This window comes from Nesterenkonia sp. NBAIMH1 (assembly GCF_007922635.1).
Taxonomy (GTDB): domain Bacteria; phylum Actinomycetota; class Actinomycetes; order Actinomycetales; family Micrococcaceae; genus Nesterenkonia; species Nesterenkonia pannonica.
The window spans coordinates 2240769-2267013 of record NZ_CP042335.1 but is presented as its reverse complement, the minus strand read 5'-3'; the positions used below and the strand labels follow the sequence as shown (position 1 = coordinate 2267013).

At 67.1% G+C, this 26245-nt stretch carries 24 protein-coding genes, 4 tRNA genes and 1 riboswitch; of the genes, 5 read left to right on the top strand and 23 right to left on the bottom strand.

The features are described 5' to 3' along the window. Window positions 1–36 precede the first annotated feature (36 nt). The 20 genes from FS388_RS10890 to FS388_RS10795 form a co-directional block, all read right to left on the bottom strand. Window positions 37–1500 (bottom strand): glutamate synthase subunit beta, encoded by a 1464-nt coding sequence (locus FS388_RS10890; RefSeq protein WP_146341433.1) that lies wholly within the window; start codon window positions 1498–1500, stop codon window positions 37–39. Next, the gene (gene gltB / locus FS388_RS10885) at window positions 1493–6094 is read right to left on the bottom strand and encodes a glutamate synthase large subunit (RefSeq protein ID WP_146341432.1); all 4602 of its coding nucleotides are present in this window, start codon (window positions 6092–6094) and stop codon (window positions 1493–1495) included. The genes FS388_RS10890 and gltB overlap by 8 nt, the downstream gene beginning before the upstream one ends. A gap of 217 nt (window positions 6095–6311) precedes the next feature. Further along, the gene (gene lgt / locus FS388_RS10880) at window positions 6312–7337 is read right to left on the bottom strand and encodes a prolipoprotein diacylglyceryl transferase (RefSeq protein WP_146341431.1); all 1026 of its coding nucleotides are present in this window, start codon (window positions 7335–7337) and stop codon (window positions 6312–6314) included. Between the two features lie 13 nt (window positions 7338–7350). Then, window positions 7351–8127 carry a tryptophan synthase subunit alpha gene (gene trpA, locus FS388_RS10875; protein WP_146341430.1) on the bottom strand — a complete coding sequence of 259 codons (777 nt, stop codon included), beginning with the start codon at window positions 8125–8127 and terminating at the stop codon, window positions 7351–7353. Beyond that, on the bottom strand, window positions 8124–9428 hold the full coding sequence (gene trpB / locus FS388_RS10870) for a tryptophan synthase subunit beta (RefSeq protein ID WP_146341429.1): 1305 nt from the start codon (window positions 9426–9428) through the stop codon (window positions 8124–8126). The genes trpA and trpB overlap by 4 nt, the downstream gene beginning before the upstream one ends. Further along, a complete protein-coding gene (trpC, locus tag FS388_RS10865) occupies window positions 9429–10244 on the bottom strand; it encodes an indole-3-glycerol phosphate synthase TrpC (protein ID WP_146341428.1) in 816 nt (271 codons plus the stop codon). Window positions 10245–10264: 20 nt separating this feature from the next. Then, window positions 10265–10639 (bottom strand): HGxxPAAW family protein, encoded by a 375-nt coding sequence (locus FS388_RS13145; RefSeq protein WP_210410191.1) that lies wholly within the window; start codon window positions 10637–10639, stop codon window positions 10265–10267. 92 nt (window positions 10640–10731) lie between these two features. Then, complete coding sequence (locus tag FS388_RS10855; protein ID WP_146341427.1) at window positions 10732–11367, bottom strand: Trp biosynthesis-associated membrane protein; 636 nt, start codon at window positions 11365–11367, stop codon at window positions 10732–10734. After that, complete coding sequence (locus FS388_RS10850; protein WP_146341426.1) at window positions 11364–12923, bottom strand: anthranilate synthase component I; 1560 nt, start codon at window positions 12921–12923, stop codon at window positions 11364–11366. The genes FS388_RS10855 and FS388_RS10850 overlap by 4 nt, the downstream gene beginning before the upstream one ends. Continuing rightward, window positions 12920–13288: a phosphoribosyl-AMP cyclohydrolase gene (hisI, locus tag FS388_RS10845; protein ID WP_146341425.1), complete on the bottom strand. Its 369-nt coding sequence runs from the start codon at window positions 13286–13288 to the stop codon at window positions 12920–12922. Before hisI ends, FS388_RS10850 begins: the two co-directional genes overlap by 4 nt. An 8-nt stretch (window positions 13289–13296) precedes the next feature. After that, window positions 13297–14061, bottom strand: coding sequence for an imidazole glycerol phosphate synthase subunit HisF (hisF, locus tag FS388_RS10840; RefSeq protein WP_146341424.1), 765 nt, complete (start codon window positions 14059–14061; stop codon window positions 13297–13299). Between the two features lie 15 nt (window positions 14062–14076). Continuing rightward, window positions 14077–14943: an ATP phosphoribosyltransferase gene (gene hisG / locus FS388_RS10835; RefSeq protein ID WP_146341423.1), complete on the bottom strand. Its 867-nt coding sequence runs from the start codon at window positions 14941–14943 to the stop codon at window positions 14077–14079. Between the two features lie 33 nt (window positions 14944–14976). Continuing rightward, window positions 14977–15240: a phosphoribosyl-ATP diphosphatase gene (locus tag FS388_RS10830; protein WP_146341422.1), complete on the bottom strand. Its 264-nt coding sequence runs from the start codon at window positions 15238–15240 to the stop codon at window positions 14977–14979. 29 nt (window positions 15241–15269) lie between these two features. Beyond that, entirely contained in the window at window positions 15270–15770 is a 501-nt protein-coding gene (ribH, locus tag FS388_RS10825) for a 6,7-dimethyl-8-ribityllumazine synthase (protein WP_146341421.1), read from the bottom strand. 3 nt (window positions 15771–15773) lie between these two features. Next, a complete protein-coding gene (gene ribB, locus FS388_RS10820) occupies window positions 15774–17774 on the bottom strand; it encodes a 3,4-dihydroxy-2-butanone-4-phosphate synthase (RefSeq protein ID WP_146341420.1) in 2001 nt (666 codons plus the stop codon). Further along, window positions 17775–18887, bottom strand: coding sequence for a bifunctional diaminohydroxyphosphoribosylaminopyrimidine deaminase/5-amino-6-(5-phosphoribosylamino)uracil reductase RibD (gene ribD, locus FS388_RS10815; RefSeq protein ID WP_246836197.1), 1113 nt, complete (start codon window positions 18885–18887; stop codon window positions 17775–17777). After that, window positions 18878–19000, bottom strand: a riboswitch (FMN riboswitch). (Overlaps the previous gene by 10 nt.) Window positions 19001–19070: 70 nt before the next feature. After that, a tRNA-Gly gene (locus FS388_RS10810) sits at window positions 19071–19144 on the bottom strand. A 32-nt stretch (window positions 19145–19176) separates the two neighbouring features. After that, window positions 19177–19248 (bottom strand) — tRNA-Val (locus tag FS388_RS10805). Between the two features lie 32 nt (window positions 19249–19280). Further along, window positions 19281–19351 (bottom strand) — tRNA-Cys (locus FS388_RS10800). A 130-nt stretch (window positions 19352–19481) separates the two neighbouring features. Further along, window positions 19482–19555 (bottom strand) — tRNA-Gly (locus tag FS388_RS10795). Window positions 19556–19678: 123 nt separating this feature from the next. Between FS388_RS10795 and FS388_RS10790 the strand changes: the two genes are divergently transcribed. Further along, window positions 19679–20572 carry a cytochrome gene (locus FS388_RS10790; RefSeq protein ID WP_146341419.1) on the top strand — a complete coding sequence of 298 codons (894 nt, stop codon included), beginning with the start codon at window positions 19679–19681 and terminating at the stop codon, window positions 20570–20572. Window positions 20573–20604: 32 nt separating this feature from the next. Next, window positions 20605–20841, top strand: a complete 237-nt coding sequence (locus FS388_RS10785; RefSeq protein ID WP_146341418.1) for an NINE protein — start codon at window positions 20605–20607, stop codon at window positions 20839–20841. A gap of 56 nt (window positions 20842–20897) precedes the next feature. On the opposite strand, the gene FS388_RS10780 is transcribed toward FS388_RS10785, so the two are convergent. Further along, complete coding sequence (locus FS388_RS10780; protein ID WP_256369550.1) at window positions 20898–21584, bottom strand: response regulator transcription factor; 687 nt, start codon at window positions 21582–21584, stop codon at window positions 20898–20900. On the opposite strand from FS388_RS10780, the gene FS388_RS10775 reads away from it, so the two are divergent. Continuing rightward, the gene (locus FS388_RS10775; RefSeq protein WP_168198691.1) at window positions 21574–22887 is read left to right on the top strand and encodes a histidine kinase; all 1314 of its coding nucleotides are present in this window, start codon (window positions 21574–21576) and stop codon (window positions 22885–22887) included. The genes FS388_RS10780 and FS388_RS10775 overlap by 11 nt on opposite strands. Before the next feature lie 62 nt (window positions 22888–22949). Next, a complete protein-coding gene (locus FS388_RS10770) occupies window positions 22950–24092 on the top strand; it encodes an acyl-CoA desaturase (protein ID WP_146341416.1) in 1143 nt (380 codons plus the stop codon). Window positions 24093–24117: 25 nt separating this feature from the next. Here the strand turns inward: FS388_RS10770 and FS388_RS10765 are convergent, their stop codons facing one another. Next, window positions 24118–24921, bottom strand: a complete 804-nt coding sequence (locus FS388_RS10765) for a methyltransferase domain-containing protein (protein ID WP_146341415.1) — start codon at window positions 24919–24921, stop codon at window positions 24118–24120. An 83-nt stretch (window positions 24922–25004) separates the two neighbouring features. On the opposite strand from FS388_RS10765, the gene FS388_RS10760 reads away from it, so the two are divergent. Then, the gene (locus FS388_RS10760) at window positions 25005–25550 is read left to right on the top strand and encodes a hypothetical protein (RefSeq protein ID WP_146341414.1); all 546 of its coding nucleotides are present in this window, start codon (window positions 25005–25007) and stop codon (window positions 25548–25550) included. Here the strand turns inward: FS388_RS10760 and FS388_RS10755 are convergent. Continuing rightward, complete coding sequence (locus FS388_RS10755) at window positions 25541–26233, bottom strand: YoaK family protein (protein ID WP_246836196.1); 693 nt, start codon at window positions 26231–26233, stop codon at window positions 25541–25543. The two genes, FS388_RS10760 and FS388_RS10755, sit on opposite strands and share 10 nt — an antisense overlap. Window positions 26234–26245 lie beyond the last annotated feature (12 nt).

Sequence of the window (26245 nt, the reverse complement as noted above, 5' to 3'; positions counted from 1 at the left end):
ATTCGGGAGCCCGCGCAGTGCTCCGGACGCCCTCGTCTAGGTCAGAGAGATCGCACGGTCGCTCGGCTTCACCGGGTAGGGAAGCCTGGTGGATCCCTCGAGGTACTCGTCGACCTTCGACGCTGCCGCACGGCCCTCTGCGATCGCCCAGACCACCAGAGAGGCGCCCCGGCCAGCATCGCCGACGGTGAAGATTCCCTCGACATTGGTCTGGTAGTCCTCTGTGCGGCCGACCGCCCCGCGAGAGGTGAACTCCATGCCCACCTGGCTGTCCAGGGTCTCCTGCTCGGCGCCCGTGAAGCCCAGTGCGAGGAAGACAAGATCCGCTGGGATCTCACGCTCGGTTCCGGGCTTGGGACCGCGGGAGCCGTCCTCGCGGTACTCCGTCTCAGCGACCTTCAGTGCGCGCACATTGCCGTTCTCGTCACCGCTGAACTCGACCGTGGACGCGAGCCACTGCACCTCGCCGCCCTCCTCGTGGGCACTGGACATCTCGAAGATGCGCGGATCCATGGGCCACGGCTCGTGGCCCGGGCGCTCCCGAGGCAGCTCCTTGCCGATGGCCAGGGTCGTCACCGATTTGGCGCCGTGTCGGTGTGCGGTGCCGATGCAGTCCGCTCCGGTGTCTCCGCCGCCGAGAATGACGACGTGCTTGCCGTCGGCCCGGATCTGGTCCGGAACCTCGTCGCCGGCCACGGCCTTGTTCGACTGCACCAGGTAGTCCATGGCGAAGTGGATGCCGCCCAGGCTCCGTCCGGGCACTGGGAGATCGCGCGGAACCATAGCCCCCGTCGCCACGACGACCGCGTCGTAGGACTCACGCAGCGCGGCCCAGGTGATGTCCGCGCCGATCTCTGTCGAGGGGTAGAACCGGGTGCCTTCGGCCTCCATCTGCTCGATGCGGAAGTCGACGAGGTGCTTCTCCATCTTGAAGTCAGGAATTCCGTAGCGGAGCAGGCCGCCGACACGGTCATCCCGCTCGTAGACGGCGACGGTGTGTCCGGCGCGTGTCAGCTGCTGGGCTGCGGCCAGCCCAGCCGGTCCGGAGCCGACGACAGCGACGGTCTTGCCGGTGAGCCGGGAAGGCACCACGGGCTCCACGTAGCCGCGCTCGAGGGCGGTGTCGGCGATCTCAACCTCGGACTGCTTGATCGTCACAGCCGGCTGGTTGATTCCCAGCACGCAGGAGGTCTCGCAGGGCGCCGGGCAGATACGGCCTGTGAACTCCGGGAAGTTGTTCGTCATGTGAAGCCGCGCCGAGGCCTCCTCCCACTGGTCCCTCCACACGAGGTCATTCCAGTCAGGGATGAGGTTGCCCAGGGGGCAGCCCGTGTGGCAGAAGGGAATTCCGCAGTCCATGCACCTGGATGCTTGCGTCTGCGTGGTGCTCTTGTCTTGGCGCTCATAGACCTCGTTGAAGTCCATGATGCGCACCGGCACCGGCCGGGAGGGCCGGCCTTCACGCTCGGGGTATTTCAGGAATCCGCGCGGATCAGCCACGGGTCACCTCCAGAATCTTCTGCCATGCGGCGTCGCCATTGGGGTCCAGTCCCTCATCGAGGGCATCCGCCCGGGCGCGCAGCACAGCGTCGTAGTCGCGGGGCAGGATCTTGGTCATACGGTCGAGCGTGGCCTCAGGCGTCTCCAGCAGCCGCTCGGCGAGCGACGAGCCGGTCTCCTCCTGGTGCCGCCGAAGGAGGTCCAGCACAATCTGCTTGTCCTCCTCGTCGAGCTCGCTGAGCAGCAGCGCTTCGGTCCGGATGGCCTGGTCGTTGAGCCTGCCGCGGTCGAAGTCGAGGATGTACGCCGTTCCCCCTGACATTCCCGCACCGAAGTTGCGCCCGGTCGGGCCGAGGATCAGCGCCTGTCCCCCGGTCATGTACTCGCACCCGTGGTCGCCGATGCCCTCGACGACGGCGGTGGCTCCGGAGTTCCTGACCAGGAACCGTTCCCCGACCTGGCCGCGCAGGAACATCTCGCCCTGGGTGGCCCCGTAGCCGATGACGTTGCCCGCGACCGTGTTCTCCTCGGCCACGAAGGGCGCGCTGGGGTGCGGGTGAATGATGATTCGGCCGCCCGAGAGGCCCTTGCCCACATAGTCGTTGGAGTCGCCGGTGAGCCTCAGCGTGATGCCGTGCGGCAGGAACGCGCCCAAGGACTGGCCCGCCTCTCCGTGCAGGTCGACTTGGATCGTGTTGTGGTCCAGCGTCGAGAGGCCCAGTGCCTTGGTCACTTCGTGGCCGAGCATGGTGCCCACAGCCCGATCAGTGTTGACCACACGAGACTCGATGCGCACCTGCTCACCCTGGTGAATGGCTGCCTGTGCCTTCTCGATCAGTGCGACGTCGAAGTGCTTCTCCAGACCGTGGTCCTGCTCAGAGGTGCGCCGCAGCATGCCCGCGGTCTTCTCCTCGTGCGGGTCCCAGCCTGTCAGCACTGAGGTGAGGTCGAGGCCCTCCGACTTCCAGTGGCGCTTGGCGTCGTCCATGTCGAGCCGGTCGATCTGTCCGATGGCCTCGTCCAGGGTCCGGAAGCCGAGCTCGGCCAGGTATTCCCGGACTTCCTGGGCGATGAATTCGAAGAAGTTCACCACGTGGTCGGCTTTGCCGGTGTACCGCTCTCGAAGCACCGGGTTCTGAGTCGCGACGCCCACCGGGCAGGTGTCCAGGTGGCAGACGCGCATCATGATGCACCCTGAGACGACCAGCGGCGCGGTGGCGAAGCCGTACTCCTCGGCGCCCAGAAGCGCGGCGATGACGACGTCCCTTCCGCTCTTCATCTGGCCGTCGACCTGCACGGTGATGCGTTCACGCAGACCGTTGAGCATCAGTGTCTGCTGCGCCTCGGCCAGACCGAGCTCCCATGGGGTGCCGGCGTGCTTGAGCGAATTCAGCGGGGAGGCGCCCGTGCCGCCGTCGTGCCCTGAGATCAGCACGACGTCGGCGCTTGCCTTGGCCACACCCGCCGCCACCGTGCCCACACCGTGCAGGGAGACGAGCTTGACGTTGACCCTCGCCGCAGTGTTGGCCCGCTTGAGGTCGTAGATCAGCTGCTTGAGGTCTTCGATCGAGTAGATGTCGTGGTGCGGCGGGGGCGAGACCAAGGAGACGCCAGGGGTTGAGTGGCGGGTCTCGGCCACCCAGGGGTACACCTTCTTGCCCATGAGCTGGCCGCCCTCGCCGGGCTTGGCGCCCTGAGCCATCTTGATCTGCAGGTCATCGGCGTGGGTCAGGTACTGGCTGGTCACGCCGAAGCGGCCGGAGGCGATCTGCTTGATGGCGCTGCGCCGCTCAGGGTCGATGAGGCGCTGCGGGTGCTCCCCGCCCTCGCCGGTGTTCGAGCGCCCGCCGAGGCGGTTCATTGCGATGGCGAGGGTCTCGTGCGCCTCCTGGGAGATCGAGCCGTAGCTCATCGCGCCTGTGTTGAAGCGCTTGACGATCTCGCTGACCGGCTCGACTTCGCTGATCGGTATGGAGCGCCCGTTCTCCTTGAACCTGAAGAGCCCGCGCAGCGTCATCAGAGCTTCCGACTGGTCGTCCACTGCCTTGGTGTACTGCTTGAAGATGTCGTACCGGCGGGTGCGCGAGGCGTGCTGCAGCCGGAATACCGTCTCAGGGTTGAACAGGTGAGGGGGGCCGTCGCGCCGCCACTGGTACTCGCCGCCGACTTCAAGCTCTGAGCCGCGGCCCAAGTCGTTGCCGTCCTGCGGGTACGCGAGTGCGTGCCGGTCCTGCGTCTCCCGCGAGATGACGTCGAGGCCCACACCGCCCATGAGGGAGTCGGTTCCGGAGAAGTACTGGTCGACCAGCCGCTGCGACAGGCCCACGGCCTCGAAGGTCTGAGCCCCGCAGTAGGACGCGACGGTGGAGATGCCCATCTTGGACATGATCTTCAGAACACCCTTGCCCAGGGCGGTGATCAGGTTCTTGACCGCCTGCTGCTCATCGACGTTGGTGATCTCGCCGCGATGCACCATGTCCTCAGCGGACTCCATGGCCAGGTAGGGGTTGACGGCCGCCGCGCCGTAGCCGATCAGCAGCGCCACGTGGTGAGTCTCGCGGACATCTCCGGCCTCGACGATCATGCTCGCCCGCGTTCTGTTCGCGGACTTGAGCAGGTGGTGATGCACCGCAGAGGTCAGCAGCAGAGACGGGATCGGAGCCCACTGGGCGTTGGAGTCGCGGTCGGACAGGACGATGTAGTTCACGCCGCGATTGACGGCCGCAGAGACCTTTTCGCAGATCTCGCGAATGCGCTGGCGGAACTCCTCCTCAGTGGAGCCCACGCGGAAGAGCCCGCGAATCTTCAGCGCCACCTTCTGGCCTTCGCCGTTGCGGATGTTGGCGATCTTCGCCAGCTGATCATTGTCGATGACGGGGAAGTCCAGCTTCACCTGCTGGTGCCGCACATGCTCTGAGCTCAGCACGTTGCCGTTGGGGCCGATGTATACGCCCAGTGAGGTGACGAGCTCCTCGCGAATCGCGTCAAGGGGCGGGTTGGTGACCTGCGCGAATGCCTGCACGAAGTAGTCGAACAGCAGCCTGGGACGGTCTGCCAGGACGGCGATGGGAGTGTCCGTGCCCATCGCGCCCAACGGCTCAGCACCCGTGGAGGCCATCGGGCCGACCAGCGTCTTGAGCTCCTCGTGCGTATAGCCGAAGGTCTGCTGCCGCAGCCGGACCGAGCCCGAGGGATGCTTCACGTGCAGCCGCTCGGGAAGGTCCTTCAGCTCGACGAGGTTCTCGGCGACCCAGTCCTCCCACGGCCGGCCTGAGGCCAGATCCTGCTTGATCTCCTCGTCCTCAATGATGCGGCCCTCGGCCGTATCGGCGAGGAACATCATCCCGGGGGCGACGCGGCCCTTGCGGACCACGCGTGCCGGATCGAGGTCCATCACGCCGACCTCGGAGGAGAGGACGACGAGACCGTCGTCGGTGACCCAGTAGCGCGCCGGGCGCAGGCCGTTGCGGTCCAGGACGGCGCCCAGCTGATTGCCGTCCGTGAAGGCCATGGCGGCCGGGCCGTCCCAGGCCTCCATGAGCATCGCGTGGTACTCGTAGAACGCGCGGAGCTTGGGATCCATGGAGGCATGGTTCTCCCACGCTTCCGGAATCATCATCCGCATAGCCTGCGAAAGCGGCCGCCCGGACAGCATGAGCATCTCGGCAGCCTCGTCGAAGCTGGTCGAGTCGGATGCTCCCGGCGTGCAGATGGGAAAGAGGTACTCGGGGTCGTCCCCGAGGAGCTCTGAGGACATCATGGACTGGCGTGCTCGCATCCAGTTCCGGTTGCCCTCAACAGTGTTGATCTCACCGTTGTGCGCCACCTGCCGCAGCGGCTGGGCCAGCGGCCACGAGGGGAAGGTGTTGGTGGAGAAGCGGGAGTGCACGATGCCGAGCGTCGACGTGTACCGCTCGTCGGAGAGGTCAGGGTAGAAGGGCTCGAGCTGAGCTGTGGTCAGCATCCCCTTGTACGTGATGGTCTTCGAGCTCAGCGAGGCGAAATAGACGCCGAGCCTGTTCTGCGCACGCTTGCGCAGCCTCCAGGCCCGCTGGTCCAGGCTGCCCGCAGCGGAGCTCGCATACTCCTCCGAGTCTTCGGGCGCCACAGTGACGAAGGCCTGCTTGAAGTAGGGCATGGCCGCGCGAGACATCGAGCCGATCATGGAATCGTCGATCGGAACATCGCGCCAGCCCAGGAACGTCAGGCCCTGCTCCGCAGCCATCTCCTCGAATGCGGCGGTGACCTGATTGCGCTCGGCCTCATCCTGGGGCAGAAAGGCGGTGCCTGCGGCGTAGTCGCCCTGCTGGGGAAGGTTGAAGTCCACCACTGCGCGGAACAGCTCATCCGGAATCTGAGTCAGAATTCCCGCCCCGTCTCCCGTGCCCACGTCGCCTCCGACGGCACCGCGGTGCTCAACGCAGCGCAGAGCGTAGAGCGCGTGGTCGACGATGTCGTGCCCCGGAGTGCCCCGCAGGGTCGCCACCGCGGCCATTCCGCAGTTCTCATGCTCGTTGGCAGGGTCGTAGAGGCCCTGCTTCTCAGGGAATGCGGCGAAGCGTTCAAATGGGCTGATGACCTGCGGTGCGGACATGATCAGTTCCTTCCTCCACTCAGGGGGAGACCTTCGCGCGCTCAGCACGCATGACGGGAGTCAGGCGCTGGGGGTGGGCGCGCTCGGCATGGATGCACTCGGGGTGCGTGCCTCGGAAAGGATTGGGTGCGACCCGATCCGGGGCGTTCGTAGAAGCCTGACCCTCGAGGGCTATCAGGCCTATTTTCCGCTCGAGGGTCGAGCGGCGCAAATTGCGTTACGTTCGGGGCGGACCGTCAGTGGGCTCCGGCGATGGGTCCTCAGCCTCGGTCGACCCCTCATCGGGCTCAGGCTCCCCCTGAGCCGGGACGGTCGCGAGCTGCTGCTGATCGCCGTCCGAACGCATACGCGAGTCGGGACGGTATCCCTGGAGCTGCTCGTCGAGCTGCTCGTCGGTCCGGGGACGTTTGGTCCAGAGCCAGATCATGGCGGCCACGGCCGCGATGAACAGCACAAAGACGATGATCTGGTTGAGCCGCCAGTCGAGACCGATCTCGGAGAGGGGGTACTGGGTGGATTTGGTGGCCTCATCGATGCGCAGGGATTCGATCCAGAACCGGCCCAGCGAGTAGTACGCCACGTAGGTCAGGGCCACGATCCCCGGCCGGAAGCGGAAGCGTCGATAGAGCCACAGAAGGGCGACGAAGCCGATGAGGTTCCACACTGATTCGTAGAGGAATGTGGGGTGGAAAAGCGTGTCCTCAGTGGTGCCTCTCGGCGCCTGCGAGGCCTGGTCCAGGTCGATGCGCAGGCCCCAGGGAAGGTTGGTGGCACGGCCGAAGAGCTCCTGGTTGAACCAGTTGCCCCAGCGGCCCACTGCCTGTGCCAGGATGACGCCCGGCACGACGGCGTCCGCGAGTGCTGGAAACTTCATTCCGTGCCGGCGGCAGGCGATGTAGACCCCCAGAGCGCCGAAGATGACAGCCCCGATGATCGAGAGGCCGCCCTCCCACACCCGGAAGGCTCGCATGGGGTCTCCATCCGGTCCGAAGTAGGGATCGGGGGAGCTCACCACGTGGTAGAGCCTTGCGCCGATGATGCCGAGCACCACGGCCCACAGGGTGGCGCTCATCACGTCCTCAGGGTCTCCCCCGCGCGACTTCCAGAGCTTGGAGGCCACGACGACGGCGAGGATGCCGCCCAGCACGATGCAGAGTGCGTACATTGCGATCTCGAACGGGCCTGGGAGGTCCAATGTTCGGAGCGGCGGCGGCGGAAAGCCAGAGGCGAGCGTTGCAGTCACGGCGGTCACGCTATCAGGCACGACCGCTCAGCTCGGCGGCCAGACCGCTGAGAGCCGGAACCCCGCCGTCGCGCAGGGCCGCGACCAGAGCGGTGCCGACGATCACGCCGTCGGCGTAGCGGCCGATCTCCTCGACATGGGCGCGCGTGGAGACGCCCAGGCCCACGCAGACCCGCGAGGCGCCTGCCGCCTTCGAGGCCCGCACCACGCGGGCTGCGGCGTCCGATACGGCGGTTCGCTTGCCGGTCACACCCATGAGGGAGACGCCGTAGACGAATCCGCGCGAGCTCTCCGCGATGGACCGGTGCCTCTCCTCAGTGGAGGTCGGTGCTGCCAGGAAGATCCGGTCAAGATCGTACTTCTCCGCCGCCGCGATCCAGTCGGATGCTTCGTCGGGGATGAGGTCGGGGGTGATAGCCCCCGCTCCGCCTGCCTCCGCAAGTCGTCTGGCGAAGGTCTCGGCCCCCATCCGATCGATCACGTTGTAGTAGGTCATCACGACCACGGCGGCGTCCGTCGCCTCTGTCACGGCTTTGACCACCTCGAACACCTCGTCGAGGCGGAATCCTCGACCCAGCACCTCCGTGGTGGCCTGCTGAATGACCGGCCCGTCCATGACGGGGTCCGAATAGGGGATGCCGATCTCGACGACATCGGCGCCGTTCTCGGCCAGAGCGATGGCGGCAGCGATGGATGTGTCGCGATCGGGGTAGCCCGCAGGCAGGTATCCGATGAACGCCGCTCCTTTGCGCTCCTTGGCCCTGTCGATGGCTGCTGCAGTGATGCTCACGCTTCGACCCCCTCGTCCGGCGCCTTCGCACCGGAATCGTCGGCGACCGGGTCGTTCTCCTGGCCAGGCAGCATTCTGAACCACTCCGCGGCCGTTGCGACGTCCTTGTCGCCGCGACCGGAGAGGTTCACCATGATGATGCGGCCGGCTCCCTCATCACCCCAGGAGGCCGAGAGCCTGGCGGCGCCCGCGAGTCCGTGGGCCGTCTCGATGGCAGGAATGATGCCCTCTGTCCGGCAGAGCAGCTGGAAAGCATTCATGCATTCGGTGTCGGTCACCGGCTCGTAGGAGACGCGCCCGGCGTCGGCCAGGTAGGCGTGCTCAGGTCCGACCGACGGATAGTCGAGGCCCGCAGAGATGGAGTGTGAGTCGACCGTCTGCCCATCCTCGTCCTGCATGAGGTAGGAGCGCGCCCCGTGAAGCACGCCCGAGCGTCCCAGGGTGATGGAGCTGGCGTGCCGGCCTGTCTCCACGCCGTCGCCGCCGGCCTCGAAGCCGTACAGCGCCACTGACTCGTCGTCGAGGAAGCCGTGGAAGAGCCCGATGGCGTTGGACCCTCCGCCCACGCACGCCGCCACGGCGTCCGGGAGCCGACCTGTCTGCTCGAGGATCTGCTCTCGAGCCTCATCTCCGATGACCTGGTGGAAGAAGCGCACCAGCTCAGGGAAGGGATGGGGGCCGGCCACGGTGCCCAGGACGTAGTGCGTCTCGTCCACACTGGCCACCCAGTCGCGCAGGGCCTCGTTGATGGCATCCTTCAGCGTCTTGGCTCCGGCCTCGACAGGAACCACCTCAGCTCCGAGAAGGTTCATCCGCGCCACATTGAGCGCCTGCCGGCGCGTGTCCTCCGCACCCATGTAGACGACGCACTCCATGCCCATGAGGGCAGCGGCGGTCGCTGTGGCGACGCCGTGCTGGCCCGCTCCCGTCTCCGCGATCAGTCGGGTCTTGCCGAGCCGCTTGGCGAGCAGGGCCTGACCCAGAACGTTGTTGATCTTGTGGGATCCCGTGTGGTTGAGATCCTCGCGCTTGAGAAAGATGCGCGCGCGCCCTGCGGCTGCCGCGAAGCGAGTCGCCTCGGTGAGCAGGCTGGGTCGTCCGGTGTAGTCGCGGCACAGACGCTGGTACTCGGCCGTGAAGTCCGGGTCCGCCTTGGCGCTGCGAAAGGCAGCCTCCAACTCGTCCAGGGCCGCGACCAGGGACTCCGGCATCCAGCGTCCGCCGTAGGCTCCGAAGTACGGCCCCTCGGCGTCGCGGTAGCGCTGCTGAGCGGGAGCATCGTGCGATTTCTGCTCAGTCATTTACAGACCCTCCTTGGCACTGCTGTATCGGCGGTATTCACGCACGGCTGCTTCGGGGTCCCCGTGCTTGACCAGGGCTTCCCCGACGAGCACCGCATCAGCGCCCTGCTGTGCGTAGCTGCGCACCATGCCCGGCCCATCGACTCCCGACTCCGCGACCCGCACGGCGTCATCAGGCAGGTGCGCGGCCATGTCGTCGTAGTGCGCCGGGTTGACCTCAAGAGTCTTCAGGTTGCGCGTATTGATGCCTACGATGCCGGCCCCGGCATCCACGGCTCGGTGTATCTCAGCCTCCGTGTGCGCCTCGACGAGAGCGTCCATGCCCAGCTCGCGCGTCAGGGACAGATAGTCGCGGAGCTGATAGTCGTCCAGAGCCGCGACGATCAGCAGCACGAGGTCTGCGCCGTGGGCCCGAGCCTCGTGGAACTGATACTCGTCGACCATGAAGTCCTTGCGCAGCACAGGGATGCTCACAGCGCGGCGAACGGCGTCGAGATCCTCGAGGCTGCCGCTGAAACGGCGACGCTCGGTCAGCACCGAGATGACGCTGGCTCCGCCGGCGGCGTAGGAGCGTGCCAGCCTCGCGGGATCCGGGATGCCGGACAGGCTGCCCTTGGACGGGGACTTGCGCTTGACCTCGGCGATGATCTTCACGCCGTCCTCGTCGTCGCGTCCTCCGGCCAGGGCCTCACGCACGTTCAGCGCTGGCTCCGTGTCGGCCAGGCGGGCCGTGATCTCACGTGGGGGCACGGCTGCACGACGGTCCGCGAGATCCTCGCGGACGCCCTCAATGATCTGTTCGAGAATGTTCGGCATTCAGAAACCGGCAGCCCTGCTCAGCTGGTGCCGCTGCCCGGCTGCCGAGCCTCGGCGCCGCGCGTACGGTCCGGCTGCGCCGGCCCCTGGTGGCTGCGCGGGTCCGCACCGCGATTCAGGACCGCCTTGGTGTCCAGCTCGACGCCGTACCCCATCTTCTTCATGACGATGCCGGCGATGATGGCCAGGGGCAGGATGGCGACGCCGATCCAGATGAGCACCTCGACCCAGATGATCATTCCGACGCCGATGATCACGGATCCGAGGATGACGCCCAGAACGAGCGTCCACGCAGCGGGGGTGGACCCGTGGCCGATGTGATCGTGGTGGATGAACTCGTCGTCCGCCACGGGCTCCTGCTCAACATCACGGACCTTGGTGCTGGTGCTCGCCATAAGAATCTCCTCTGCGCTGCTCTTCCGGTCGCCGCCTCTGCGGGGCGTCACTGGTTCTAGGTGTCCATTCTGCCATGGGAGGGCAGTTCGGCTCAGTCGCGTCCCTCGGTGGGATCATCGCCCTGCGACAGTCCATCCCACAGATCGAACTCGTCCGGCTCGTCGGCCGATGCGCCGTCCACGGCGCCGGTGCGGCTGTACTTCTTCGACGCCTTGGCGTCCTGCCATCGGTGCGCGACCATGAGCAGCGCCGCTCCGGAGATGAGCATCAGGCCCGCGCCCGCTGCGGCCGCATAGGCGGCGACGCCGACGCCGTAGCTCTCGGCCGGCTCCGTCGTACCGGTCGTCTCTCCCAGCGCGACCATCGAGGCTCCCGCGGGATCGGCGATGACGCCCACCACCTGCACCAGTGCCAGCAGACCCGCGCCCACCAGCACAGCGCCCACCGCATAGCGGAGCACCCTGCGCGCGATCGATACAGCCACGGCCGCGGCGAGCCCCACCAGCGCCATCGCTGTCACGAGGTCAGAGATCTCGGTGCCGGGAATCTCGACCTGGGCCACCGGGGCAGTGTCTCCCAGGCCCTCCGCCAGCACCCACGTCTGGGTGGTGGCGGCGAACAGTATGCCGCTGGCCACCAGCGCCGCCAGCACCAGGGTTCGCCTCTGCAGACCGGGCGCGCGCCGGTTTGCGCCTCCCTGGTCGGCGCTCTCCGGGATCGCGGTCATAGGGTGCGCAGCCTGTCAGCCGCGAGAACCGCACGCAGCGGGGCTGCCGCCTTGTTCACCGTCTCTATCCGCTCTGCGTCGAAGTCGGAGTCGGCGACGATTCCGCCGCCGGCCTGCACGTAGGCGGTTCCGCCGGAGAGGACCGCGGATCTGATCGCGATGGCACCGTCCATGCGACCGGAGAGGTCGAAGTAGCCGACCACTCCCCCGTATACGCCCCGGCGCGTGGGCTCCCACTCATCGAGCAGCTGGAGAGCCCGAGGCTTAGGGGCGCCGGACAGGGTTCCGGCAGGGAAGGTCGCGGCGAGAACGTCGAAGGGCTCAGCCCCGTCTGCGACCCTGCCCTGCACATGGCTTGTCAGGTGCATCACGTGGCTGAAGTGCTCCACCGACATGAACCGTGTGACCTCGACCGATCCCGGCTCGCACACTTTGGCGAGATCGTTGCGCGCCAGGTCAACGAGCATGATGTGCTCGGCGCGCTCCTTCTCATCGGCCAGCAGGTCCTCGGCCAGCTCCCTGTCCTCGGCCGGAGTGGCCCCGCGCGGCCGTGTGCCGGCAATCGGGTGCGAGACGGCGATCCCGTCCTCCACGGTGACGAGCGCCTCAGGGGAGGCGCCGACCACCTGGTAGGGCTCGCCGTCGGGGGTCTCGAAGCTCATGAGATACATGTAGGGGCTCGGGTTGAGCAGACGGAGCATCCTGTAGATGCTCAGAGCATCGACGCTCGTGTCCACCTCGAACCTCCTGGAGACGACGATCTGGAAGACCTCGCCGTCCACGATGGCCTGCTTGGCCCTGCGCAGGCAGTCCATGTATTCGGACTCGTCCCAGGTATGGCGGACTCGGCTGTGCAGCTCGGCCTCCACTGCCGCGGACCAGTCGGGCTCAGCCGCTGTGAGCTCAGGGGCCACGGGACGGCTGAGATCGTCGCGCATGCGGCGCAGACGGTCTGCGGCATCCTCGTACGCCCTCTCCGCGCCCTCGGAGCGACCGTCGCCGTTGATGGCATTGGCGATGAGCGTGACCGTGCCGCTGCGATTGTCATGGACGGCCAGGTCCGACACAAGATTCATGGCCATCTCGGGGAGCCCCAAGCCCTCCGCAGGCGGGTGCGGGAGGCGCTCCCAATGGCGGACCACGTCCCACCCGATGTAGCCGACGAGCCCCGAGCTCAGGTGAGGGAGGGCTGCTGTGCGGGCGCGCCCGCTGTCGCCCGCAAGGAACCGCAGCGTGTCCCGCAGGACGTCGGCGCTGTTTCCTTGAGACGGCGTTCCGGCCGGAGGGGTGCCCAGCCAATGCGCGGCCCCGTCCTTCTCCGTCAGGACTGCGGCGGAGCGGGCGCCGATGAAGCTGTAGCGGTCCCATGCCGCGCCTGGTGCTGCCGACTCCATGAGGAACGTGCCGGCTCCGCCGTCGGGCGCCAGCGTCCGGTGAATGCTGAGGGGAGTGTGCCCGTCGGCCAGCACGGTCATCGTCACCGGGATGACGCGGTGCTCGGAAGCCAGGTCCAGGAACTCTTCGCGCGCGGGCGCGACAGTGCCCAAGTCCCTCATTCGGCCTCCTCCATCGGTGCCAGCGGCAGCTCTCGACCCGCAAAGCACGTAGGCTCCCCGGTGTGGCAGGCGGGTCCCGTCTGGTCGACGATGAGCAGCACCGTATCGCCGTCGCAGTCGATGCTCACCGAGCGGACGTGCTGGACGTTCCCGGACGTCTCGCCCTTCACCCACAGCTCAGCGCGCGAGCGCGAATAGTAGGTTCCGCGGCGCGTAGCCAGCGTCGCGGCCAGCGCCTCCTCGTTCATCCAGGCGAGCATAAGGACAGCTCCGGAGTCAGCATCCTGGGCCACAGCGGGCACCAGCCCTGCCTCATTGAAGGCGAGCTTCCCGGAAATGTCGGCCGCAGGAGTGGTCTGGCTCATCAGGGGGATCACCTTACCGGGTAGCCGGCGGCTCGGATGGCGTCCTTGACCCGCGCGAACATGTCCGTGGGGCCGAAGTGGAACACGGAAGCCGCCAGGACGGCGTCGGCCCCGGCATCGATCGCAGCAGGGAAGTGCTCCGGGACGCCGGCGCCTCCGGAGGCGATCAGGGGCACGCGGGTCACCGCACGGACAGCAGCGATCATCTCAGTGTCGAAGCCGTCCTGCGTGCCGTCAGCATCGATCGAGTTGAGCAGGATCTCACCCACCCCGCGCTCGGAGGCCTCTCTGGCCCAGTCGAGCGCGTCGATGCCGGTTCCGCGTCGGCCTCCGTGCGTGGTGACCTCATAGCCCGACTCCGTGGCGCCGGTGCGCTTGGCATCCAGCGACAGGACCAGCACCTGGTTTCCGAACCTGGCGACGATGTCGTTGATGACAGCCGGCCGCGCGACGGCCGCAGTGTTGATGCTGGCTTTGTCGGCCCCTGACTTGAGGAGCGTGTCCACATCCTCGGGGCTGCGGACTCCCCCACCGACCGTGAGAGGGATGAAGACCTCCGAGGCCGTCCGCGACACCACGTCGTACGTGGTTCCGCGATCGTCGCTGGAGGCGGTGACGTCCAGAAAGGTCAGCTCATCGGCGCCGGCGCGGTTGTATCGGTGAGCGAGCTCGACCGGGTCCCCGGCATCGCGGAGATTCTCGAAGTTCACGCCCTTGACGACCCGTCCGGCGTCGACGTCAAGGCACGGAATGACCCGAACTGCTAGCGACATCTGGGGATCCTCCTCCTACACCCGGCAGGCGTGGATGGTCGTGACGAGGATCGCCCTGGCGCCCAGGTCGTAGAGCTCATCCATCAGCTGATTGGTCTGCTGAGCAGGCACCATGGACCGCACTGCCACCCAGTTCTCGTCCGCCAGGGGCGAGATCGTAGGCGATTCCAGGCCCGGCGTGATGGCTGCCGCAGACTCGAGGTGCTCGCGCCTGATGTCGTAATCCATCATCACGTACTGCCTGGCGGTCAGCACGCCCTTGATGCGGCGAATGAGCCGATCCGCGCCGTTGCCGTCACCCACTGCCGTCCGCTCCCCCGACGCAGAGATCAGGATGGCCTCCGACTCCAGAATGGCCTCCCCGAAAGTCTCCATGCCTGCAGCCTTGAGAGTGTTGCCGGTCTCCACCACATCTGCGATCGCATCCGCGACGCCGAGGCTCACGGCGGACTCGACAGCGCCGTCCAGATGAACCACGTCGACATCCTCGATGCCCTGCTCCTCCAGCCACGAGGAGAGCAGCCCGTCATAGGTGGTGGCGACGCGCTTGCCCCGCAGCTCGGAGGCCGAGGAGAAGATGCCGCGCGGGGCGGCGAGGCGGAAGGACGCTCGGCCGAAGCCCAATCCCATGGCCTCCTCAGCCCCGTGGCCCACTCGGGCATCGGCGAAGAGGTCACGCCCGGTCAGGCCGAGATCAATGATCCCCTGCCCGACGAACACGGCGACATCCTTGGGCCTGAGGTAGAAGAACTCGACTCCATTGGCCTCATCGATCAGCCGGAGCTCTTTGCGGTCCCGGCGCTGGAGATACCCCGCCTCGGACAGCATGGACATGGCAGCTTCAGACAGGGCGCCCTTGTTGGGCACAGCAACGCGCAGCATGGTTCTAGGGGTTCCTCGTCACGATCGGTAGGGTCACAGGAAGCGGTAGACGTCCGCAGGCGTCAGACCTTTGGCAAGCATCATCACCTGCAGATGGTAGAGCAGCTGAGAGATCTCCTCGGCCGCCTCATCGCGGGACTGATGCTCGGCGGCCATCCAGACCTCCGCTGCCTCTTCCACGACTTTCTTGCCGATCTGATGCACCCCAGCATCCAAGGCTTCGACAGTGCCGGAGCCCGCGGGCCGCTCCTCCGCCTTGGCCGCCAGCTCGGCGAAGAGTTCGTCGAAAGTTTTCACCTGACCACCCTACCTTCCGCGCCTGCCGCCTACTTCTTCAGCTTGCTGATCTCCAGGGCCGCAGCCACGGCCGCATGGGCGCTGGAGCTGCCGACGTCCTCCTTGGAGCCGGACAGACCGGCCCGGGCGAGCGCCTGCTCCTCGGTGTCCACCGTCAGCACGCCGAAGCCGATCGGCTTCCCCGTGGAGATCGACAGGCGCGCCAAGCCGTCGGTCGCAGCCTGGCACACGTAGTCGAAGTGAGGAGTCTCACCGCGGATCACGACGCCCAGGGCGACGATGACGTCGAAGTTCTTGGTGGCGTGGGCAGCGACCACCGGCAGCTCGTAGGAGCCGGCGACCCTCAGCAGCGTGTAGTCGTCCAGACCCACGCTGTTCAGGTAGCGGTCCGCCCCGCCGACCAGGCCGTCCATCACCTGCTGGTGCCACTGCGCCGCCACCACAGCGACTTTGAGTTTGAGCTTCTTGGCGGCCTTGGCGATCTCTTTGAGCTCGTCCTGGTCAACCTGCGGGACACCTGCTCCGCTCATGCTCTAAGCCTCCTCGGCACTCGTCAGACTCGTCTTCTCCAGGCTCTCATTCTGCTCATTGAGCTGCAGATGATCCAGCATATGCGCCATGCGGTCGCGCTTGGTGCGCAGGTAGCGCTCGTTGTGCTCCTGGACGATGCCCGCCGAAGGAACCTGCTCCACGTCGAGCCCGGTCGCGGACAGCGCCTGCACCTTTGCGGGATTGTTGGTGAGGAGCCTCAGACGTCTGATGCCCGCGGAGTGCAGAATCGCAGCGGCGCCCGTGAAGTCCCTCAGCTCCGCGGCAAGGCCGAGCATCTCGTTGGCCTCAACGGTGTCCGCGCCCTGCTCCTGGAGCTTGTAGGCGCGCATCTTGTTGGCCAGGCCTATGCCTCGCCCCTCGTGCCCCCTGAGGTACAGCAGATGACCGCCGTCACGCTCCAGCTCCTCGAGGGCCGCAGCGAGCTGCGTTCCGCAGTCGCACCGGTGGGAGTGCAGGACGTCGCCGGTGACGCACTCGGAGTGGAGCCTGACCATCGGGTTCTTCGTGTCCGCGGCATCCGCCGAGAGCAGCATGTGCTCGTGGCCCGTCGCGTGCTCCGTCCACACCTGGGCGGTGAAGATGCCGAAGTCCGTGGGCAGCATCACCTGCGGCCCCGAGCTGACAAGGCCTGCTGCGGTCTCCGCAGGGGCGTCCCACGCTGCCGCGTGAAGCTCCCGAACAGCATGGGGAGAGGCCGTGCCCCCTCGGTATTCGATGAGGTCAGCGATGCTGATCAGGGCAAGCCCGTGCTCGTCGGCGAACTCCCGCAGCGCGGGCAGGCGCATCATGGAGCCGTCGTCATGCACCATTTCCGCGATGAGCCCCACCTCTGCATGCCCGGAGAGCCTGCACAGATCGACGGTCGCCTCAGTGTGCCCCTCCCGGCCCAGCACGCCCTGGGCATGTGCCACGAGCGGAAACATGTGCCCCGGCCGCGTGAGGTCGGAGGCGGTCGTCTCAGGGCTCGCGAGCGCCCGCGCGGTGATCGCCCGGTCCTCTGCGCTGATCCCGGTGGAGACGACTCCGGCAGCGTCGCAGCTGACGGTGTAGGCGGTTCCCTTCGGGTCAGTGTTCTCCGCGACCATCGGCGGAAGCGCCAGGTGACGGGCGCGCTCGGCCGACATCGGGGCGCAGACGACGCCGGAGGTGTGGCGAACGATGAAGCCCAGCACCTCCGCGGTGGCAGCGGAGGCAGGGAGGACGAGGTCGCCCTCGTTCTCCCGATCAGCATCGTCCACCACGACGACTGGGCGCCCGGCCGAGAGCTCGTTGAGAGCCACCTCCACCCGGTCCAGAACCGGGCCGGGAGTGTCAGGCTGGCGCACGGCGGGGATGCCCGCGAGGCCGAGCGGCTCACGCTCGGCGGGTGCTGCGGAGTCGAACGCAAGCATCCGGCGCACATACTTGGCGAGGACGTCCACCTCAATATTCACGCTGCTGCTCAGCTGCAGGAGCCCGAGGGTGGTCTCTGCCAAGGTGGTGGGAATGAGGCCGACTTCGAACCACGTCTGGCCCATCGCCTCATCGCTGCCCACCGCTGTGACGGTCAGGGAGACGCCGTCGATGGCGACTGAGCCCTTCTCTGCAAGGTACGGCGCGAGCTTTGCCGGCACAGCGAAGCGGTGGCGGCCGTCGTTGCTGTCGCGTTCGGTGAGAGTCCCCACGCCGTCCACGTGACCCTGGACCACGTGTCCGTCCAGCCTGGCCTCTGCCGGCAGGCAGCGCTCAAGGTTGACGCGGTCACCCGGCCCGGACTCCCCGAAGGTCGACCGCTTGAGGGTCTCGGGGATCAGCTCGACGGCCAGGGCGTCAGCGGTGATGTCCACGGCGGAGACGCACACGCCGTTGACTGCGATGGAACCGCCCAGAGGCAGGTCTGCTACGTGCCCGGGGGCTTCGATGACGAGGCGCTCAACGCCTCTGACGGGCTCGGGCGTCCGCTCAAGGACGGTTCCGAGGCCGGTGATGATGCCGGTGAACAACTACTGGGCTCCCTTCGGGGTGAGGTGAAGGCAGACGTCGTCCCCCATCACAGTGACGGGGCCCCCATCTGCGGGGTCGAGGCCGTATCGGGGCGCATCCGTCAAGGTCTCAACGCCGATGCTGCCGAGGGTGTTCCGGGCCGAGCCGTCCTGTCCGGTGCCGATGAGCACGGGTGCCACGTAGGCGAAGATCTCGTCGACGAGATCTGCGGCGACGAACGCCGAGAGCACGGACTGGCCGCCCTCGACCAGGACATGCCGCACTGGAAAGCCGTTGTGCTGGGCCGACGCCAGAGTCAGGAGCGCCTCGAAGGGGTCCCTGGTGCGCAGCTGGGCCCACCCGTCGCCTTCGGGACGCCCCTGTGTGAGCTTGGCACCCGGCGCCAGTTCGCGGCGGCCCATGACGCAGCGCAGAGGCTGGGTCTCAGCGAGTTCTCCGTCCGGCGTGCGCGCCGTCAGCCTCGGATCGTCGACCTGAGCAGTGTTGGTTCCGACCAGAATGGCATCGATGCGCTGTCTGATGGTGTGCGTGTGCGTACGGGATTCGGGCCCGGTGATCCATTGGCTCGTGCCGTCCGCAGCGGCGATGCGCGCATCCAGGGACTGCGCGAGGTGCACCGTGACGAACGGCCTCCCCTGCTTCTGGGCTGCGGTCCATCGGTGGTTGAGCGCCTCGGCGTCAGCGGCCATCACGCCCGCGACGACGCTGACCCCGGCCTCGGTGAGAATATCTGCGCCGCCTGTGTTGGCGGTGGGGTCCTTCGCCCCGTACACCAGCTGACCGATGCCGACCTCGTGGATCAGCTGGGTGCACGCTGGTGTTCGGCCGTAATTGCGGCAGGGCTCCAGGGTGCTGTAGAGCGTCGTTCCGCTGAAGTCGCTGATTCCGCTGCTCTGTGCCCTGGCGATGCAGTCCCGTTCAGCATGCAGACTGCCGGCGCCTCGGTGGTGGCCTACGGACAGCACCGCTCCTCTGCTGTCCGTCAGCACAGCTCCTACAAGCGGGTTCGCTCCTCGATGGCCCTGCAGGGCGGCGTCGAGCGCCTGCTGCATGAAGGGCTCGTGGGCGTGGTGCGGGGCGGTGCCCAATGCGCGCATCTCCTTCTGTGCCACTCCCATCCAGACTCTGACTGTCGGTGCTGGAGTTTCACCAGCTCAGCCTCCTGGACAGGAGGGTCGCGGACTGTCACCGCCGGTTCGGACTTTCACCGATCCCGTAGCACGTGGGGACTATCCTGCCACAGACGCAGCGAAGCCCCGAAGTCGGGGACTTCGGGGCTTCGCCTCTCTTCGCAGAGCGGATGACGAGATTCGAACTCGCGACCCTCACCATGGCAAGGTGATGCTCTAGCCAGCTGAGCTACATCCGCATCATGCGGCTCGAGGCCTTAGCCTCGTGCCGTGCGCGATACTGGGATCGAACCAGTGACCTCTTCCGTGTCAGGGAAGCGCGCTACCGCTGCGCCAATCGCGCCTTCATCAGGCTGAGCCAGTGTACTAGCTCCGAGGTGGGGACGGGAATCGAACCCGCATTGACGGTTTTGCAGACCGTTGCCTAACCACTCGGCCACCCCACCCTGCTTCGGGTGTGGGACGCCCGTCCCAACCCAGTGGACTCTCACTCCCACCGGGCCGCGGAGACAAGCCCCACGGTGAATCAGCAGCCGACTGCATCGGCCACTTCGCATCAGCCGAAGCTGATATGCGAGCGGATGACGAGATTCGAACTCGCGACCCTCACCATGGCAAGGTGATGCTCTAGCCAGCTGAGCTACATCCGCACATCGGTCGAACTCAAGGTTCCCCCCGCGTTCCGACGACATGACACTTTAACCCAAGCCGGCTCAGGTCGTCCAGTTGAACGGCTCCCAGCATGTCTGACCGACGTGGCAGACTCGTGGGCCATGACTGATCCTGCGTTGGCGCACAGCACAGAGTTCGGCCGCATGTACTCGCGGTCCCTCAACTCCCCGCCCGAAGTCCCCTCGATCACCACGGTCATAGGCCAAGAGGCCAAGGACCTGACCGGGTGGGCCGGCCACATGGCCGCAACGGCCCTGGCGCAGGACGCTCAGCTGGCCGCCTGCGTGGGGAGTCCCGGCGAGCTGCGTCGCCTGGCGCGCAATGCCTCTTCCGCCGCAGAGCGATTCCGTGACGACGCTGCCGCACGGGGGGACCGCGTCCACAGCTACGCGGAGCACGTGGCTCTGGCGATGCTCGGTGAGCCCGGGGCCGACCCCGACGGTGCGCACCGTCTCCTTGAGGAGCACGGTGAGACGGCCTTCGCCGACCGGTTCGACGAATGGTGGGACATGTACGGAGTCAGGCCCGTTGCGGCTGAGGTGACCGTCTGGAATCACCAGGTCGGCTACGCCGGGACACTGGACCTGGTTGCAGAGATCGGCGGCCGCCTGTGCCTGATCGACTTCAAGACCAAGGGCCTGACGCGCGAGGGACGGGCCAAGCCGCTCAGCGACTCGGTGGTCATGCAGCTGGTGGCAGGTCTTCGCGCAGAGGAGGAGCTCGTCGATGCCGCAGCCGGCACCTGGAAGCCCTGGCCGCACCGCGAGCGGGAGCCCGGCAGCGAGGCGCTGCTGCTCGCGGTGGCCATATCGGAGGCCGAGACGGTGGTCCACCAGGCTTCCCCTGACCATCTTGCCGCGCACTGGCGAAAGTTCTGGGCCCTCAGGCAGGCGTGGGAGCACTCCAGACAGGCTGCAGAAGCTGGGAGGCCGCTCCGACCCTTGGGCCCACCCCCGTCGAGCTCCGCGAGCGAGCCTCCGGAGGCCGCGGGATGAGCCGCGCGCCTCGGCCTGCGTAGAATGCAGCCATGGCTTCTCGTGGTGTCGACGGTCCGCAGAAGGATCCGGGGCTGGCCCTGGTTCTGACGATTCTGGGCTTCTTCTTCGTGGCAGGGCTCCAGTACTTCTACATCGGGAAGTACATCAAGGGGATCCTCTTCCTGCTGACGATCGGCTTCTTCTACGTCGGCACGATCATTTCCCTCTTCACGATCACCTCCGCGACACGGCAGGTGAACCGCGACCGGGCATTGGGCCTCCGGTGATTCGGCAGACCTGAGGGTCCTCAGCGGTCGCTGCAGGCCCCGCTGCTTCGCCTCCCCTAGTCTCCGGGCCTGACCAGGCCCGCCTCATACGCGGCGACGACGGCCTGGGTGCGATCCCTCAGATCCAGCTTCCCGAGAATTCTGGAGACGTGCGTCTTCACCGTCTGCTCGGCGAGGAACAGGTCCTCGGCGATCTCCCTGTTGGAGCGGCCGCGAGCCACCAGGCGCAGCACATCGGTCTCCCGTTCGGTGAGCACCTCGAGGGTGTGCTCACCGAACGGTGAGCTGACCGGCCTCGCTGCATAGTCAGCGATGAGGGTGCGCGTGATCTTCGGGGAGAGCAGCGATTCACCTTCGGCGACCACGCGAACCGCATGGATGAGCTCGTCGGGGGCAGCATCCTTGAGGAGGAATCCGCTCGCCCCAGCCCGCAGCGCGCCGAAGACGTATTCGTCAGCATCGAAAGTGGTGAGCATGAGGATTCTCGGCGCATCTCCAGGCATACTGAGGACCGCACGCGTCGCGTCGAGCCCATTGACCTGAGGCATCCGAATGTCCATCAGCACGACGTCAGGCCGAGTGCGCCGTACAACGTCGGTGATGCCGGCGCCGTCCTCGGCCGTCCCCACTACATCTATATCCTCCTGAGCATCCAGCAGGGCTGCGAAGCCCGCGCGGATCATGGACTGATCGTCCACAATGAGGACACGCACAGCAGAGGAGGCAGAACCGGTGGCAGGCACAGCTACAAGCTACCCCACCCATCAGGGAGCTGATCAGCAGCAGCCCCGGGCCCTCACCGGCGCCCGGGTGATCCTGTCGGGCCGTCGTGTTCTGCACATGAGCCTCTACGCGTGGATCGGCGTCATCGCGGCGGCGACCGCTCTCCTCGCGGTCGGATGGCCGGTGGTCGCCGCGGTCTACTCCCTCAACGCCGCCCTGACCATGGCCCTCGTGGCGGCCCACTGCACCGCAGTCGTGCTGACGCTGCGATGGCCCGCCGCAGGCCTCCCCCTCTCGCTGGCCGCAGGAACGGGCCTGATGATCGCCACCGCCGGTGCGGGCGTCATCGTGTGGCCCTGGCCCGTGACCGCCATCGTCACGCAGTGCGCTGTGCTGGGCGTAGCAGCACTCTCCTGGCCTTGGATATGGTCTGCCGCCGGGTGGCTGGGAGGATCCTTCATGACGGCGACCGCCCTCATCTGGGCCTCACCGGAGCTGCCGACCGGCGCACTGAGCAGCGGAATCGTCTTCAGCGCCGTGACGGCCGGGACGGTCGCCGCCGGCATCTCGCTGAGGCTGTGGATCCTCAGCGCCGGGCGCGTCGAAGCGGCCGAGGCCAGCAGCGCGCAGCAGGATCGGCGGCGGCAGGAGCTCGAAGAGCGCAACCGGATCGCCAGAGAGCTGCACGATGTCGTCGCCCACAGCATGTCCGTGATCAGTGTGCAGGCGAGCACGGCCCCATACCGGAACCCGCAGGTGGACGAGGTCTCACGCCAGGAGTTCGCCGACATCGCGGCATCGTCTCGCCAGGCGCTCAGTGAGATGCGCAGCCTGCTGAGCATTCTGCGCGATGAATCGGAGGCGCCGACCGCACCCGAGCCGGGCATCGAGGACATCGACGCCCTGATCGAGAGCACGCGGGCCTCGGGGGCGCCCATCGACTACTGGGGCCTGGACCGAGCCGACGAGGCAGCGACGCTCGCGCGCGCGAGCCCGGCGACAGGTCTTGCCGCATACCGCATCGTCCAGGAAGCGCTGAGCAACGCCGTCCGCCACGCACCTGAGGCCGCCATCACCGTGCGGCTGAGCCCGTGCCAGGTGGGCGGACGGCCCGGTGTGCAGGTGGCGGTCGAGAACGAGCCTGCGCCTTCAGGCCTCCTGCCCTCCGCGCCCGGAGCTCGGCGCGGTCTGAACGGAATGCGTGAGCGCGCGACGGCAGTCGGCGGCAGCTCTGCGGCGGCCCCCACGCGCTCAGGGGGCTTCCTGGTGTGCGCGGATCTGCCTCTCGAGCCCCGCGAGGATGCCCAGCCCCTACCGGGGTAGGGGGTCAGGTTGGCTCCGACGGGGGACGCGCGGAGCTGCGGCGGGGACATAGCGTAAGCGGTATGACGATCACTGATGAGACGCGCGCGGATGCGCCCCCGGCACCAGGCCGCACCTCTCGCCGGTCGGAGCGGCGCACAGCCGCGGGCAGCCACTCCGCCCGCAGCCAGCAGACCAATGACTTCTTCGAGCTCTCCAATAAGGTCAAAGAGGCAGGGCTGATGGACCGGCGCGCGCAGGCCTACATCGGGCGCGTCATCGCATTGGTCCTCGCCTTCGCCGGAGCCGGCGTCATGCTGGTCATGCTCGGCGAATCATGGTGGCAGCTGCTGACGGCAGTCGTCTTCGGCGTCCTCTTCACTCAGGTCGCATTCCTGTCGCACGACGCAGCCCACCAGCAGGTCTTCTCCAACGGTCGCCGAAACGAATGGCTGTCGCGCATCATCGGCAACGGCATTGTGGGACTCTCCTACGCATGGTGGGCCAAGAAGCACGGCAAGCACCACGCCAACCCGAACACCGTCGGCAAGGACGGTGACATCGAACCGGGCTTCATCGCGTTCATCCCCGAAGATGCTGAGAAGCGCACCGGCTTTGCCGCCTGGTTCGCCCGGCGACAGGGCTGGATGCTCTTCCCGCTGCTGACCATGTTCGGCTGGGCGCTGCACGTGAGCGCCGTCGATGCTGTGATTCGCGCCACGAAGGTCAAGCATCGCGGGACCGAGGCGGCCCTCCTGGCAGTGCGCCTCATCGGCTTCCCACTCCTGGTGATCTGGGCTATGGGCCCACTGGTGGGACTGGCCTTCATCGCAGTGCAGGTCGCCGTGTTCGGCGTGTACATGGGAGCAAGCTTCGCCCCCAACCACAAAGGCATGCCGGTGATCCCCAAAGACTCAAAGGTCGACTTCCTGCAGCGACAGATCCTGACCGCACGGAACATTCGAGGTGGGCGCCTCATCGACTGGGGCATGGGCGGCCTGAACTTCCAGATCGAGCACCACATCTTCCCCCGCATGCCCAGCCCCAACCTCCACAAGGTCAAGCCCATCGTGGAGGAGTTCTGCGCCGAGAAGCAGATCCCCTACGCCGAGACCGGACTCATCGAGTCATACGGAATCGTCATCCGCTACCTCAACGATGTGGGGCTCGGACAGGCCGACCCGATGGACTGCCCCATCATCGCCCAGTACCGCACCCGCGGCTGAGACTCGGAGGCTCAGGCGGGGATGCCTATGCGCCGCTCCGCCGGGCCGTGAAGAAGACCCGTCGGAACGGAAGTACCGTCCCGATCGCACTGCGCGGGTACGCCTGCCGCAGCGCCTCTTTGTACTCCGCGACGAACCGCTCACGAAGGCTGCCCTCCAGCTGATCCAGCACGGGCCTCGCCCCGGTGGACGATATCCATTCGAAGACCGGGTCCTCACCCTGAAGGACGTGGCAGTACGTGGTCTCCCACGCCTCGGCCTCCCACCCGTGCTGGGCAAGGTCGAAGAGATACTCCTCAGGCGAAGCCGTGGGTCTGATCAGCTGCGACATGTCCACGGCTGCGCGGTAGGGCACAGCTGAGGCCATCTCATAGAGAAGCCGATGGCTCGGATTCGAGAAGTTCCCCGGAACCTGGACTGCCAGGGTGCCCCCCGGTGCAACCAGCTCCATCAGCTGCGGAAGCAGCTCGCGATGCTCAGGGACCCAGTGCAGGGCAGCGTTGGAGACCAGCACGTCGGCCGGCTCGCCGTCGGGGAGGTGTGTCCGCCCGACGTCGCGAATATCCGCCTCCACGAATGACATCTGTGCATCGTCCGAGGCCTCGCGGGCCCGCGCGAGCATGTCCGGGCTGGAATCGATGCCGGTGATCAGCGCATCCGGCCACGCCGCCCTCAGGATGGGCAGCCCGTTGCCCGGACCGCACCCAAGGTCCACCACCCGGGACGCACCGGGCACCCGCGCTCGGGAGATGAGGTCGATGAGCGGCTGGGTACGTTCTGAGGCGTACGCGAGGTATGCGGAGGGCTGCCATGCGGACTGCTTCACCATGCGGCGCACATTACTACGTGAGCCCTCCAGCCGAGGGTCGACCGTCTCTGGCGTCGGCGGCCGACCGGCTCTAGGCTCGGCTCATGGTGAAGCCTCAGAGCACGTCTGGGATCGAGCAGGCCAGCGGCATCGCTTGGACAGAATGGGTCGCGCTCCTCGACGAGGCCGGGGCCGCACAGCTCCCCCACGCTGAGATTGCGAAGATCACCTTCGAGCGCATGCCGGAGCATATGGCCTCGCGCGGCTGGTGGGCTCAGGGCGCCGCGATCGCGTACGAGCATGAGAGGGGTCTGCGCGTTCCGGGGCAGTCCCACACCGGGGACTTCAGCGCCTCGGCCTCGAAGACCGTCCACGGGGATAAGGACGCCGCCCTCGCACGGCTCCTCGAGGTGGTGGCAGGCATGCAGGAGTTCGGAGGGGTCCCGGCGGAGGAGCGGCCCACCGCATCGTCAACCGACACGTGGCGCTACTGGCGCGTGAAGCTGGCCGACGGCACCCGCGCCGACGTCACCATCAGCGAGAAGTCGCCCGGAAAGGCTGTCGTGGCGGTCCAGCACAGCAGGCTGCCGACCCAGGATGAGATCCCCCGATGGAAGTCGTTCTGGAAGGAGCTCCTCGCTCAGCTCTGAGGGCGGCGCAGACCCACAGCGGCCGCACAGGCCAGCAGTCCCAGAACAGCGATCCACACCGCCCACAGGTCCCACGCCAGGTAGCAGACCGCCCCGGCCGCAGAGCCTGCCGCGATGGACGACCAGAGCGCCGCGTAGCGCAGCCACACCGTGTTCGGGCGGCCCTGCAGCAGGGCCGCGAAATGCTGGGCGGCCTTGACCAGCGCGCCAGTCATGTATGTGAGCCCCACACTGACCTCACCCCCGCGGGTGAAGGTCGCATTCACCGCACCCATCGCGGCGGCGATCAGGGGAGCCACCGCGAACCACCAGCCCTCCCCATGGCCCAGCCGAAACAGGCTGCCGCACACCGCAGCGAGCGTCAGCACCGCAGCGGCAAGCCACATGGCTCGCAGCTGAGGCTGGACCGCCGTGCCGTCGCGCGCAGCCGCGCCCTCCCCACGATGCGACACCACGGACGCCAGCACCACGCCGAACACGAAGGCAAGGACGAGCCCCAGAGCACGCGCCCATCCCAGGAGATCGCCCGAGGCAAGATCCGCCGCAGCGCGAGTGGAGTTCCCCGACATGAAGGAGACGAAGTAGCCGCCCAGGTGGATGAACCCCACCCCGTCCACGAAGCCTGCCCCTGCTGTGATCCCGCAGGCGAGCCCCAGCTGCCCGCGCGTCAGCCGCTCAGCCACGCACTCGTCCTT